Annotated in this window: 11 protein-coding genes; 2 read left to right on the plus strand and 9 right to left on the minus strand. The window is 60.7% G+C overall.

Going from position 1 to position 13,941, the window contains the following annotated elements; translation table 11 throughout:
- Positions 1-25 precede the first annotated feature (25 nt).
- From ACFE7K_RS02045 to ACFE7K_RS02070, 6 genes are read right to left on the minus strand one after another with little or no spacing between them, the layout of a single operon-like run.
- A complete protein-coding gene (locus ACFE7K_RS02045) occupies positions 26-1,879 on the minus strand; it encodes a hypothetical protein (protein ID WP_375396486.1) in 1,854 nt (617 codons plus the stop codon).
- Positions 1,880-1,912: 33 nt separating this feature from the next.
- Positions 1,913-2,755 (minus strand): GDP-mannose 4,6-dehydratase, encoded by an 843-nt coding sequence (locus tag ACFE7K_RS02050; protein WP_375396487.1) that lies wholly within the window; start codon positions 2,753-2,755, stop codon positions 1,913-1,915.
- On the minus strand, positions 2,755-3,792 hold the full coding sequence (gene gmd, locus ACFE7K_RS02055) for a GDP-mannose 4,6-dehydratase (RefSeq protein ID WP_375396488.1): 1,038 nt from the start codon (positions 3,790-3,792) through the stop codon (positions 2,755-2,757). The genes ACFE7K_RS02050 and gmd overlap by 1 nt, the downstream gene beginning before the upstream one ends.
- The gene (locus ACFE7K_RS02060; protein ID WP_375396489.1) at positions 3,789-4,913 is read right to left on the minus strand and encodes a glycosyltransferase; all 1,125 of its coding nucleotides are present in this window, start codon (positions 4,911-4,913) and stop codon (positions 3,789-3,791) included. Before ACFE7K_RS02060 ends, gmd begins: the two co-directional genes overlap by 4 nt.
- 13 nt (positions 4,914-4,926) lie before the next feature.
- The gene (locus tag ACFE7K_RS02065) at positions 4,927-6,243 is read right to left on the minus strand and encodes a hypothetical protein (RefSeq protein ID WP_375396490.1); all 1,317 of its coding nucleotides are present in this window, start codon (positions 6,241-6,243) and stop codon (positions 4,927-4,929) included.
- Positions 6,244-6,298: 55 nt separating this feature from the next.
- Positions 6,299-7,174, minus strand: a complete 876-nt coding sequence (locus ACFE7K_RS02070; protein WP_375396491.1) for a class I SAM-dependent methyltransferase — start codon at positions 7,172-7,174, stop codon at positions 6,299-6,301.
- Between the two features lie 143 nt (positions 7,175-7,317).
- Here ACFE7K_RS02070 and ACFE7K_RS02075 point away from each other — a divergent pair, with 143 nt between their 5' ends.
- Entirely contained in the window at positions 7,318-8,586 is a 1,269-nt protein-coding gene (locus tag ACFE7K_RS02075; protein WP_375396492.1) for a lipopolysaccharide biosynthesis protein, read from the plus strand.
- Between the two features lie 104 nt (positions 8,587-8,690).
- On the plus strand, positions 8,691-9,815 hold the full coding sequence (locus tag ACFE7K_RS02080; protein ID WP_375396548.1) for a glycosyltransferase: 1,125 nt from the start codon (positions 8,691-8,693) through the stop codon (positions 9,813-9,815).
- On the opposite strand, the gene ACFE7K_RS02085 is transcribed toward ACFE7K_RS02080, so the two are convergent.
- From ACFE7K_RS02085 to ACFE7K_RS02095, 3 genes are read right to left on the minus strand one after another with little or no spacing between them, the layout of a single operon-like run.
- Complete coding sequence (locus tag ACFE7K_RS02085; protein WP_375396493.1) at positions 9,805-10,527, minus strand: class I SAM-dependent methyltransferase; 723 nt, start codon at positions 10,525-10,527, stop codon at positions 9,805-9,807. The two genes, ACFE7K_RS02080 and ACFE7K_RS02085, sit on opposite strands and share 11 nt — an antisense overlap.
- A 52-nt stretch (positions 10,528-10,579) precedes the next feature.
- Positions 10,580-11,701, minus strand: coding sequence for a hypothetical protein (locus tag ACFE7K_RS02090; RefSeq protein WP_375396494.1), 1,122 nt, complete (start codon positions 11,699-11,701; stop codon positions 10,580-10,582).
- A 40-nt stretch (positions 11,702-11,741) separates the two neighbouring features.
- Positions 11,742-13,940, minus strand: a complete 2,199-nt coding sequence (locus ACFE7K_RS02095) for a GumC family protein (protein ID WP_375396495.1) — start codon at positions 13,938-13,940, stop codon at positions 11,742-11,744.
- Between the last annotated feature and the right edge of the window lies 1 nt (position 13,941).

Consider the following 13,941-nt stretch of genomic DNA (forward strand, 5'->3'; position numbering starts at 1 on the left):
CGATGCGTCCATCTTCCTGAAACGGTCAGCTGAGCGGAGCAGCGGCACTCCAGGATCGGCCGTCGAACCGTGTATAAGGCGGGGTGCCGCGGCCCGCGTCGAGGCGGGCGCGCAGCGTACCACGGGGCCAGGTCCCTCCCGTGCCGTACCAATTGGGATGGATATCCCCGGCCACGCGACCGTCCGACGAGCAAGCCCCGAACGCTGATCCTGCGCGATAGCTGAGCGCACCGGCGACGATGAAGCTGCCGAGAAGCCAGATGCGCGCACCATTGTTGTCGAGGACGACGTTGCCCTCAAACGTGCAATCGACGGCATGAATCTGCTGATTGAAGGACGAGACATACTCCTTGTCGATGATGCACCCGTAAAGGTGCGTCACACTCGCCATGGGGCCGTTCGCCATCCGGCAGTTGCGGGCCCGGACCAGGACGTTTCCGGCACCTTGCCAGCGGCCGGTAATGTCGCAATCGTCGAAGGAGACGTCGGTCTGGTTACCGGAAAGCGAAACATTGCCGATGATGCATCGCACCAGCCGGATGGACGCCGCCTGGTCGGCAATCTCAAGCTGTTCGATGGTGCAGTCCGCGATCACCAGCATGCCGCGATTGCGGCTCAGGACGCGCAACCGATCAAAGACGCAATGCGTGACAAAGCTGCGTTTGCTGCGGCCGATCTCCCCGGTCGCGTAATCGACGATAACGCCGGCTTCAAAGGAGAAGCGGTCGTAGACGTTACCGGCACCCCCCAACAGCACATCGACATTGCCGCCGTCATTGGCAATGCGGGCGTTTCGGTAGCTCATCGCCGTGCCGAGCAGCGAGATGGAATATTGACCGCGCCGACCGACCGTCCCTTCACAATGGATGTTGTCGACGCACATGTTGAGGCAACCCGCATCGAACAGGATCGCGCGGCCTACGCTGTCCTCGGCCTGGAGTCGGTTGACGTTAGTGTGGTTGGTCGTGTCGCCGGCCGAGACGAATTCGATGGCATGATGTTCGTCGCTACCGCAGCCGACGGTGATGACATTTTCGACGATCGAATCCCAGATGTTGACGAACCGCATCCCGAAGCCGTTGAACCAGCGCGTCTCGATCGACCGGATCGAACCGTGACCGCCCGACCAGTCGAACAGGATGCCGTTACGACGGCTATTCCTCGCCGCCTCCTGCGACATGGCGGGCGCGCCGCTGTCCAGCGCGAACGCAGTCGTATCGCCGCCATAATTGCGCAGCGTGAGTGCCGTCCCGCCACTCGCAATCTCGGTATGAAGATAGGTGACGGAAATGCCCTGGCCGGCCAGGTTGGCACGCCGGGCGCGGAGAGATAGCTGCGTGGGTCCCAGCGACCAATTGCCTCGCGGTAACGTTACGCTCGCCAGGGCGCTGTTCTCATCGGCCAGTGCGTCGAACGCGACCTGCAGGCGTCGTCCATTGGCGATATCCCGAGGCTGGGCGCCGGCAAAAGGAGTGGCTCCGAACTGGTCCGTCCGCGCGACGAGCCAGTTGAGCAGCGGCCCGTCGCGCAAGGCGGTGCCAGCGGCTTGCGGGACCGCGCTGAAGCCCATTCCCGCCCGATCGATGAACGCCGCGGTCGGATCGGCCGCGACGCGCTGAGGGTCGACCGATAAGTCGCGCACCATGACGCGCCCCGCCCCCCCATCCCCCGGACGCGCGAAACCGCCAAGCACGATGATGCCGACCGTATCGTCGAACCGCCACGAGCGGGCGGCTGCCAGCGTCGTCACGAACGCAACCGATTGCAACGATTGCGCAACGGCCGGGTCGTCGGAGCGCGAGGCAGGAGAGAATAGCGTCTGGAGCGAGGCCCAGACGGCGGTGCCGAGCGTCTCTCGGCGGTTCACATCGTCAGACATACAGGTTCCGTTCGATCAAAACGTCGCCGCTCATCAGACCGACATCATCCACGACAAGGTTTCGGCAAGATCCTTTGGCCGCCATTTCGGCAACAACGCGCGGAGTCGACGATCGTCCCCGACGAGCAGAGGCACGTCGTCGGGGCGCACGAACGCCGGGTTCACCTTTATCTCCATCCTGTGACGGGTCGTCCTCTCGAGCATGGCGACAATGCCGGACACCGAATGCGCCTCGCCGGTGCACAAGTTCACGACTGGCGCGGGAACATCGGAAAGCGCCAGGCCGCAATAGGCCTCCGCGACTGATCGCACATCACCGAATTCACGGCGTACCGTCAGGTTGCCCAGCTCAATGACCGATGCGCGATTACGGAAATGCGATACTATCTTCGGGATGAGATAGCGGTCCTCCTGGTTGACGCCAGTATAGTTGAACGGCCGCGTCACAACGATATCCAGATCGCCGCGCCATGGTGTCGCGCCTAGCTCCATCGCGAGCTTGCTGACGCCATATGCATTGACCGGATGAGGAGGCTGGTCCTCGTCGATTGATCCGCTTGCCTGCGGGCCATAGACTTGTGCGCTGCTGGCGAGGACGCAGCGCGTTCCCGGACGCTGCCGTGCGACCGCCTCGAGCAGCGCCAGCGTCCCCAGCTGGTTGACCTCGTAGAAGGGGCGCCACTGCGCGGCGGCGACAAAGGCGATCGCAGCTAGGTGAATCAGGCGATCAAAGGGTGTGGCTGCGACGGCCGCGGCGATTGCCGCACGATCGGTCAGGTCGGGCTGTAGCGCTACCCAGTCGATGCCGAGCGCATCCAGCAACTGGCCGACATAGCGGCCGGTGAAGCCGTTCGCTCCCGTCACCGCCACTCGCATCAGAACGACCAGCCCGTTTCGTTGCGACGCAAGTCGGCCTTGACCATCAGCGATGTCAATTCCTCGACCTGAACCTCTGGTTGCCAACCCAGTTCGCGATGCGCCTTGGCAGGATCGCCGATCAACAGCTCGACCTCGGCCGGACGGTAAAATTTGGGATTGACCCGGACCAGCGTCCTGTTCGTCTTGCGATCAGTACCGGTTTCGCTGTCCTCGCTACCCGACCAGTCGAGTTCAATGCCGACCTCGCGGAACGCCAGTTCGACAAAGCTCCTCACGGTCTCGGTGCGGTTAGTTGCAAGCACGTACGTATCGGCAACGTCGTGCTGCAGCATCAGCCGCATGCCCTCGACATAGTCCTTGGCATAGCCCCAGTCGCGTTTGGCGTCGAGGTTGCCAAGTTCGAGCAGATCGGCCTTCCCCAAGGCAATTTTTGCGACGGTATCGGTGATCTTGCGCGTCACGAACTCGCGGCCCCGCAAGGGGCTTTCGTGATTGAACAGGATGCCACTGGTGCCGAAGATATCAAAGCTTTCACGGTAGTTCACCGTCAGCCAATGTGCGTAAAGCTTGGCAACGCCATAGGGACTACGCGGATAAAAGGGCGTCTCCTCATTCTGTGGGATCGCCTGGACCTTGCCGAACATCTCCGACGTTGACGCCTGGTAGAAGCGGATCGCCCTGTTCACGGTGCGGATCGCCTCGAGCAGATACGCCGCGCCCAGGCCCGTAATCTGGCCGGTGGTGATCGGCTGGTCGAACGACACGCCGACGAAGCTTTGCGCGGCGAGGTTGTAGATTTCGGTTGCCGCCGACGTCTCGATCAGCCGGATCGCCGACCCCATGTCGGTAAGGTCGTATTCGACGAGCTTCAGGTTGGGATGATCGGCGATGCCAAGTTCGTCGATCCGCCAGAAATTCACCGAGCTGGTTCGACGATAGGTACCGTAGATAGTATACCCGCGACCGAGCAGGTTTTCGGCGAGATAGGCGCCGTCCTGGCCACTGATCCCCGTGACAATTGCCGTTTTGGTCATTGTTCTGCCTGTTGCCTTTTGCTCTGGGTGCGCGTAGCCGCGTCGATCAGTTCCAGGGTGCTCTGCGTGACCCTGTCCCACGTGTGAAGCAGAGCGCGCCGCATATTTGCGGTTCGCTCCTCAATCCTCACCGTGCCTCGGTCGAACCGACTGCATTCGGCCTCAATCGCCTCGACCCAACCTTCCAGGTCTCGCGGATTGACAAAGCTGATCTGCGCGCCCTGGCCAACCTCGACAAGGGAGGCGGCGGTTGAGGAAATCGCCTGTGAGCCACTCTGGAGACCTTCGAGCAACGGCAGGCCAAACCCTTCATACAGGGAAGGCATCAGCACGATAGCCGACTTGGCGTACAAATCGCGCAGTTCCTCGTTGCTCAGCCCGGTGCGGATGTCGATGCGCGTATCCGACTTGGCCATGGCGGCGACGTCGATCGAGGAACGCAGCATCGAATCGGGTGTGACGATCGTCAGCGTCCAATGGGCTGGGATATGCGCTTGTAGAAAGGCCTCGATCGCGATGCGGAAATTCTTGTGTGCCTTGGCTGCAGCGACAACAAGCAGCCGATGCTCCTTGGCGGGGGGATGCGCCGGGTCAAACAGCGGCCAGCCGTCATGATCGATGCCGATACCGCATACCCGGGCAAGGCGGGGTGCGCCGATCAGGCGTGTGAATTCGCGCTGAGTGAAGCGGCTGTCAAACGAAAGACCGGCGGCATGCCGGCGCAAGTGCCGGAAAGTCTGTCTCGAGAGGGCGCGCTTCAACCGCGATGCGGGGAAGAGATCGGGCTCTAGATGCAGCATATCGTGGACGACAGCGATAAATGGCGACCGGAAGGCGAGCGGGACCCAATAATTGACGAACCATGTCAGGTCATAGCCGCGGGCCAGCGCTGGCAGGCGCCACTGCTCGGCCCTGTCGAACGCGGGCAAGTCGATCTCGCGGATGTGGAGGTTGGGCACCCCCTTGGACGCGGCGCGAGCGCGCGATGCGTCCAAGGGGGTGACGAGAATATCGAACCGGATATTCGGCATGGCGCGGGCAACGCGAGGTACTGCATTGGCCGAATAGCGGCCGATCCCCGATGTCCATCCGACCCGCGCATCGACGAGGATGCTCTTCATCGCCGCCGCATCGTCATGCCGATCGGCCCATGCCGGCCGGCGCCTCCCGGATGTCCGACGTCCGATGCCAATCTGGTCCTAGTGCTGACGGAAGGCGACGCGACGATGCATCAATCGCGAGTGCGGCAAAGGCCATACCCATGATGATCCAAGGATAAGCGAAGTTGAGCTGTACGCCGAACAGCGCCGCGCCGAACGGATAGATGGACAAAACGGCGATCCAGGGCCTCGACTTGCGCGCCTGAAGGAACGGGAAAAGGTAGAGATACATGACATAGATGGTCAACGGTACGCCCAATTCAGCCAGATATCCCAGCAATCCCAAGCTGGGCAGGTCCCAATAGGCGACTTGGGGCAAACCGCGCAGCAGCGCCGGATCGTTTCGCACCAGGCTATAATTACCGATTCCTATACCGATGATCGGATGCTCGGCCACGATCCGAGGCATGAGAATCGATGCCATCACGCGGCCCATCACCAAATTGTAATCCTCAGGGTTGGTCAAGGCGAGCACGGAGAAGCGCTCGCGGCTTTCGATATAGCCGTTAACCCCGGCGACGATATTGCTCGTCAGGACGAAGGGAATGACAAGCGGCGACAGCAGCATCACGGCAGTCAGCCGCTTGGTAACGAACAGATAGGCGGCGACCAAGAGCAGCGCGAGCATGATCGACGATTTGGACTGCGCGCCGGCCAACGCGACGACAAGCAGCGCCGTGCCGATCAGGAATTCGCCGCGGCCGATATAGCGCAAGTAGAAATAGCGGACGAACTGGATCAGCAGCGCCCCGACCAGGTACAAGCCGAACGGCCCGCCCTCGACGAAAAAACCGCGAATGCGCGGGATGGCGCCGGCCGTGGCGCCCGGCAGCTCAATACCGGCCAGCCAGCCGACCAGCGACACAATACCCCACGCCGCACCGACATAGGCGGCCCAGACATAGGCGGTGAAGACCTTCTTCAGATTTTCGGGTCGTGTGCCGATCGCCAGGGTGATGACGAACATCGTGCTGACCGAGATGATGATCTCGACCAGGCGGACAAACGTCGCCCAGGGTGGCTGCTTCAACAGACCGGTATTGGGAATGGGATAGAAGGGGAGGCGCATCGACAGCAGCGATCCGATGCCCAGCGCCAGAAATAGTAACAGGAACCGCGGCAGCGTGTCGATGACGACTGTCGGGCCTTGAAGCCTCAGCTGAGTCCGGGTGCTGACAAGCGACAATACCAGCGTGCCGACGACGGCGATCTCCACCCCCTGGATGTCGCCCAGCTTGAGGTCGGTCGCTCCAGCGAGAAAGGCGATCACCAGCGACAGCGTCAGGAGCATGCCGTTCGCCGACGATGCGCGTTGCCCGGCAGGAACCGACATCGGATGCTCTAAATCAGGCGGCGCGCTGGCCGACGACCATGACACACTGTCCCGTTACGTGCGGCGCGCGGCGCAGGAAGGGTGTGGCGACAAGGCTGCCCAATTTGGCAATTGCCCGCTTGGCTTTTGCCACGGCCGAAAAATCAAAATGTTTAGACCGCCGCGGGAACAGCGTGCTTTCCACCCAGTCAGTGACGTGAAGCTGCTGCAACGGCTCCTTCCAGATAGCGTGTGCGGTGAGTTGGTTGCTCGCCATAAGCGCAGCGAGGGAATCGCCAGTCCACCAGCTCATGTGATGGGGCGGATAGTTCAGGACATGATTGGTACTGGATGCCATATAGCCGGCCATGTCGGGCGTGGAGACGATCAGACGCCCGCCGGGTGCCACGCGACGCGCTGCTTCGGCCAGAAACGCTTCAGGTTCGCTGACATGCTCAAGAACCTGGAAAAGCGTAACCACGTCAAAGGCCGCAACAGGCTGATCCTCGAGTTTCTCCAGCACGACGTTGCGACCATGCCGCCGCGCTTCGGCAACCGCTTCCGGGTTCAGTTCAACACCCTTGTACGAGCCGTTGCAGAATGCGCTGAATCGTCCAGGCCCAGACCCCACATCGAGTACTTGTTCGTTACCGCTGACATATTCTTTTGCCGCCAAGAATTCAGCCTTGTTACCATCATCGTAGGCAATGCGGTTCATGAGATCCGAGTAAAATTGACTATCACCCGGTATCGTAGGTCGGAAAATATAATATCCAAAAGGCAAAACCTTATCGAGGGTAACCAAATTTACTGGGAAAAAACGTGCAACATCTATAGAAAACTTGCGCTCATACGCATGTTTGAGGTCTTTGGCTCGTATGGAGTCACCTATATCAATATCGGAAACCATACTTAGTTAAGCTCCCTGGACGCACATAACCCTGGAGCTTCATTAAGGATCACCCCGAGAATGCGCAACCGTAAACTATTGCTCCTACCAGCCGCTCTGCCCTAGGCGCCAGGTTGACGCAGGATGACGGGAAGGGACAGCGATTGGGCGAAATTCTGGCTGGAGGGCTTCGCCTCGCCGGCTTATCAATGCGGATGGTGCTGGCGCTGTTCATGGCGCGGTACCTGTCCTTTGCGGACATCGGCGTCTTCTCGCTGCTCATCGGCCTGACTGGTCTGTTGCCCGGCGCTGCTGGCCTCGGCCTCAGCTATTTCGTCAACCGGACGATCATCGGCATGCCGGGTGAGCGCGCCATACCGTTCGCTCGGGACCGCCTGCTGATTACCGCCGTCTGCGGCATGGTGTCCGCGCTAGGACTAGGCGCGGCGGCCGCGTTTGGACAGGTCGTCCTTCCAGTTAATCCCTGGCTTTGCGGGATGTTGATCGTAATCGAGATGGTGGGCTTCGATCTGCACCTGCTGCTGATCGCGCGCCATAGGGCAATGGCCGCCAACCTCCTCCTCTTCGTGCGATCAGCCTTCTGGATACCTATCTACATGGCAGTGGCCTATTTGTTTTCTCCACTGCGTACCATCGAGGCGCTGGTCATCACGTGGCTTTGCGGATTGATCATTTACGGTGCCGCAACTCTGCTATTCTTCCGCTCGGCATTCACGTCGCGATCATTCTGGAAAACGCCTTTCGATTTTGGGTGGTTGCGTATGATCGCCCCACGAGCGATGTCGATCTGGCTCAGTGATTTCGCGCTTGCGGTGGGGCAGAACATCGATCGTTTTATAATCTCCTCTTTTTTAGGCATTGCCGCAGCCGGAGTGTATTATTTCTACTTTTCAATCGCCAACGCCGCTTTTCTGGTCGCTCAATCGGCAACGACGCAACCTTATATGCCTAAGTTGCGGATCATGTTTTCCGGTGACCAAGCAGTAGAATTCGTGTCGGCAGTGAATCGGTGCCTAAAAAAGCTTGTTCTGTTTTCGCTCGCGACGTTCTCGCTAGCTGAAGTTGGTACAATAGTGTTAGTGAAATTTCTGAACAGGTCAGAGCTAGAATCGCAGTATTACGTCATGCCAATAATTTTACTAGGGATGATGAGTAAGACGGTAAATGAATACCTAGGTATAGTTGATTATATAATGGAGAAGGACTTTCGTTTTATTATCATGAATATTTTTCTGTTCTTGACGGTAATTTCGGTGACAATAGGTTTGACTATGATCTATGGTCTTATCGGTGCGGCACTCGGTGTGGTTCTGACAATGACGCTGTTCGCGGTTGCACGTGGGACAATTTGGTTTAGAGAGGCGAAACAGCTCCCCTTCCTCCACGGGGGAACCTCGCCATTCGCATCCTGATCCTCTCCGCCCTCTACCCGCCCTATGCGTTCGGCGGGGCGGAGGATTGCGCGCAAAGTTTTGCCGGATGGGCGGCATTGGCAGGGCACGACGTCTGGGTGCTGATGGCCGCGCGCGAGGCGGGCGAGGAGGGCAGCTTACGGATTGAGGACAATTTGCGCGTCGAGAGGCTGAACACGCCGCATATCTATCCAGTCGCGCGCTTTCACCAGGCACCGGCATGGCAGAAGCCGATCTGGCATTTGCAGGATCATGTCGACGATCGTGTCGGCCGGGTAATCGCCGCGCGTGTCGCCACCTTCGCGCCCGACGTCGTCGTCATCCACTATCTGCAGGGCTTCGGATACCGGACGCTCGAGCATCTCGCGCGCTGCGCGGTGCCGACAGCCTATGTCCTGCATGATCTGGGCCTCGCCTGCATCCGCATGTCGATGTTCCGGAACGGGCGGGACTGCGTCGGGCAATGTGCCGCCTGCCGCATCTCGGGCGCGTTCAAGAACCGGTGGCTCGCCAACCTGGCCGCGGCGGCCTCGCTCGGCTTCATCTCGCCCTCCCAGGCGATGCTGGACTCACTCGACCGGTATGTGCCGATCAAGCAGCATCCGCATGCACGGCTGCTCAACACCAAATCCTATCCTGTCTCCGGTCGACCACGGCCTGCATCGGACACGCTGCGGCTTTTGTATGTCGGCAAGCTCGACACGCACAAGGGTATCGAGGTGCTGTTCGAAGCGGTCGACCGCCTCGTCGGCAGTCTTCCCATCAGCTTGACGGTCGCCGGAGCCGGGCCGCTGCAGGAAGATCTGCTCGCACATTACGGCCATGCGCCATGGCTGCGTTTCCTCGGTTTTGTCTCGCAGGATGTGCTGGCCGACGAGATGGCGCAGGCGGACGTGCTGTGCGTACCGTCGCTGTGGCAGGAGAATTCGCCCGGCGTGGTCATCCAAGCATTGAGCAACGGTCTTCCCGTGGCGGCTACCGACCGGGGCGGCCTTTCGGAGCTGGTCGAGGATGGTCGCAACGGCATCCTCCTGCGTCGCCATGATGCCGGTGACTGGGTTGAGCAGCTGACACACCTCGCAAGGGATCGCACCCTGCTGGAGCGACTACAGCGCCAGGCAGCGGACGATTGGCGACGATTCGATCAGGACACGATTGGGCAAGAAACCATCGCCTTCCTCGAAGGGCTGATCGAAAGCAACGCCGCCCGCTCGGCGGCTACGGCTTGACCGCCTCGACTATCAGGTTCGAGTATATGTCGTACCGGCGCGGCAGGATGGCCGCCATGGCAACCGCAGTGAGATTGAGAACCGGGACGACAGCGGTCTTTAGGGGTCGTGAAAAAACGCCGAGCCGAGGAATGGCCTGATCGGTCAGGAAAGCGATGCCGAGCTGCGCGATTGCGCGGACGGAGTCGTTCGACTTGCGGATCCTGACCTCGCGATATCCTGCTTGTTCTAGGACATGGTGGATGCCAAAGCTTGTATAGCGGGCGAAATCATAAGGCTGCTCATGCTCGGGCCAGGCGAAAGGGACGGAGAACATCAGCCGTCCGCCAGGGCGCAGGACGCGCCCGATTTCTCCCAGTATCTCGGGCAGGTTGAAGACATGCTCGAACACCTCGAACGCCACCACGCCGTCGAAGCTGGCCGTGTCAAAGGGAAGGTGTTGACCGTCATAGAAGACATCGACCTCGCTCGTCTTATGGTCGTGTCCCGATTGCTCGATATCGACACCCACATAGCTGTCAACGTTGGTAAACAGCGAGCGGTACGGTTTCGAGCCGCAGCCGAAATCAAGCACTGCTCCCCGGAAACCGGCGGCTGCCTCGCGCACGGCTTTGTACAGCGCACGCCGGATAAGATACGCCGGATGAAAGAGGATGGCGCTTCGGGAAGTGAGGAACGCGTTACGGCGCAATATGACGACGATGGCGTTCATCGCGACCCCCTGGGAGAACACTGCCGGATCACGGGTATTAAGCGCCCGGCTATCATTGCGGGGTGCCGCTCAGGTGGGACAGGGTGATACGGCGGAGGCTGAAGCTATGTGCTGAAGATGTGCCCTGGAGCTTGCCCGCCATTTCCAGAACGGGAAAGTCGCAGGGAACGTTGATCGCCCCGAAGCGCAATTCGCCGGGCCGTCGTCGACCATCCCAGGAGAAATCCACGCTCTGATCGCCGCAACGCAGCCGGAAGACGAGCAGATCCGCCACCATTGCCGGAGCATCAGACGTGGCGACGCTCAAAGAATAGCGGCCGCGATTGGCGGATGTGGTCTGTGTCGCAAAGACCGGTACGCCGCGTCCGTCCCACGTTATGGCGAGATTGGGGCGACCGCCTTCCAGATAAAGGTCGACGGAAAAGCCACTGCCAATCGGGAAATCCCATTCGAAAGGCACTGAAATCTGATCCACGTTCGCGCGGTTCGCGGCAAGCCGAAAATCGCCATCCTGGAGGGGAGAAGCAATCGGCCCGGCAAATCCGTACCACAGCTTCCAGGCTTCCACCGGCCGTCCATAGCGGATCAGCACTGGCAGCAGGGGGGCGACTTCGTCGCGTGTCATGTGGTCGCCGCGCCGCTGAAGCTGGTTGAGCACCTGGAAGCGGCCGAGGGCGAGCGGTTCGCTTCTGATCTCACCCGCGGTGACGAGATAGTCGTGTCGCCATGATGGATGTCGCGCGAGCAGGCGAATGACTTCGGGGCGGGCGCCGGCAATGCCTTCCATCGCGTTCATCACCCCGGCCGTCTGGGTGAACAGCTGCCCGCGCCGAAGCAGGGCGTCGAGCGTATCCATCATCGCTCGCTCGTCAGTTCCCCGCGAAAGAGCCAGAAGGATGTTCTGCAGCGACGGCGTATCGCGCCATCCCATCCGGCGCAGCACCGCAATCCACCGGCGATCGGGGATCGATCCCGGCGGACGGCCGGCCGACATGGCAATGTTCACCAGGGACTGCCGAAGCGGCGTCGCCTCAATGGCCCTTTGCAACGTCGTGCGATCGATCTCCGTCGGCTTGCCCGACCGAACGGCCTGCACATGACCGGTGCGGACGATGCCATAAGCGGACGATTCCGTGGCATAGCCGACGGTCAGGGCGATGAGCGTCGCGCCCAAGGCAGTCGCCGAAGCCCAGCGCTTCCAGCCTGGCGACACCTCAGGCCGATCTGGAGGAATAATGGTATCCATAATTGTACCCATAGTCGCTTTGGGCACCATAGCCGAGCTTGACGGCGTCGAACTTGGTCAGAATCGCGCCCAGCACATTGCCGCCGGCATCGGTCAACCTGCGGATCGAATGCTGCGCGCCGCGCACCGAATTGCGACCGGATTCGATGACGAATACCGTCGCCACGACCTGGGCCGACAGCAGGACCGCGTCGGCCAGGCCGAGAACCGGCGCAGAATCCACCATGACCACATCGAAGCGGCTCATCAGTATATTCAGCAAGTCGTTGACGCCTGTACCGGCAACGAATTCGGATGGATTGGGCGGAACGGGGCCGGAGGACAACAGGGTGAGCTGCGGAAGATCGGTAGGCTGAATCGCCTGGTCGAGGGACGTCTGACCGGTCAGGACGCTGGTCACCCCGAGATCGTTCTTGAGGCTCAGCAGCTTGTGGGCGTTCGGCCGGCGCAGGTCCATGTCGACGATGATCACGGACTTGCCGAGCCGGGCAAAACTGCGCGCAAGCGCGTAACAGGTGTTCGATTTGCCTTCGGCGGCCTGCGCGCTGGTGAACATGATGGTGCGCGGCGTCCCGTTGGCTGACGCAAGCGACAGACTTGCACTGATTGAACTGATCGCTTCGTTGATGGGCGATTTGATGTCGAGCAGCGATTGCGTGATGTCTTCGGTTGTCGGAACGACGCCAAGCAGCGCCATACCCATGCGATCACTGACGTCGTGCGGCGTGCGGATAGAGTCGAATATTTGCGCCCGGCCGACCACGAAGGCCGTCGAGGCAAGCAGCGCCAAGGCGAGCGCCACGCCCACGCTGATGGGAAGCTTCGGCCAGGAGGGCTTCTCCATTACCTCGGCGCGATCGACGATCGTCAGGTTGTTCGTTTGGACGCCGGATTCGGCGTTCAGCGAATTGTAGCGTTTGAGCAGGGCGTCGTACTGCTGGCGGTTGGTGTCCGCGCCGCGTCGCAAGATCGATAATTGGATCGTCTGGTTCTGTTCGAACAGCGTACTGCTCTTGAGGGCATCGAGCTTGCTTGAAATTTCTCGCTCCCGGGCGGCCGCCACATCATACTGGCTTTGAATTGAGCCGCGGATGGAGCGTGCCAGCGTGTCGATCTGGCCGCTGATCTCCTTGACCTGGGCGGCCAGCTGGCGAACCGACGGATAGTCCTCCTGCCGGCTGGCCAGCTGCTCGCGATAATTGGCCTGCAACTGCGCACGGCGCTGGACGAGTTCCTGTACCGCCTGGTTCGACAGGACTTCAGGAATTTGAAGCAGCGGCAGGACCGCGATGGTCCGCCACTTCTGTTCGGCGTCGATGCGCTGCGCGGTCGCGCCTGCAAAGGCGGTATTTAGCTGGACGAGTTGCGCGGTGATCAGCGACTGAGGCTGGGTTTGTTCGCTTCCGCCGCTTGCGGCATTCGATGCATCGACGATGCGCGTTTGGCGGGCATAGCCGATCGCGTCGCGTTCGGATTGCTGCAGGCGCACCTGCGCCTCGGCCAACTGCCGGCGAAGGAAGTCCAGCGCATAGGTGGAACTGCTGGCCCGACGTTCCAGGCTGTTGCGGATGTAGCTGTCGGCAAAGCCATTCGCGACGCGGGCAGCGAGACGAGCGTCGGGACTGGTGAAGGTCAGCACCGCGATGCGCGTGTCGCCGGTATATTCGACTGACAGATTATCGTGCAGGACCTTGAGGACCTGATCGCGATGCGCCTCTCGTTCGGACAGGATGCGGCCGGTCTTCGTGTCGTTGACTTTCATCGCCTCCAGGAAGCCATCGCCGCGGAACAGGCCAAGATTTTCGGCGACCACAGTTGCCACCGCGCGGCTGCGGATGATGTCGAGCTGTGTTTGGAGGAAGCGTTCGGCATCCATTCGCGAAGACGCACTCTCGCGATCCGCTTCGGTGCCGAGCACCTTTTCCGCTTCTTGCCGAACCTCGATGCTGGCGCTGCTGGCATAATAAGGGGTCGCGAGCAGGGTAAAGAGAATGGCACCCGCAACCGCCACGGCGAAAATGGCACCGATCCAGTATCGCGACCGATAGATTAACGCCCAGATCTCGCGCAGATCGAAACCTTTTACTTCCTTCTGGTCGGCAGCGCTTCTCCGGCCAGCCGCGCTGGGGGCGACGTAGAAAGCGTCGTCGGCGGTAATGGGCGTCATT

It is taken from the genome of uncultured Sphingomonas sp. (assembly GCF_964244265.1).
Lineage (GTDB): Bacteria > Pseudomonadota > Alphaproteobacteria > Sphingomonadales > Sphingomonadaceae > Sphingomonas.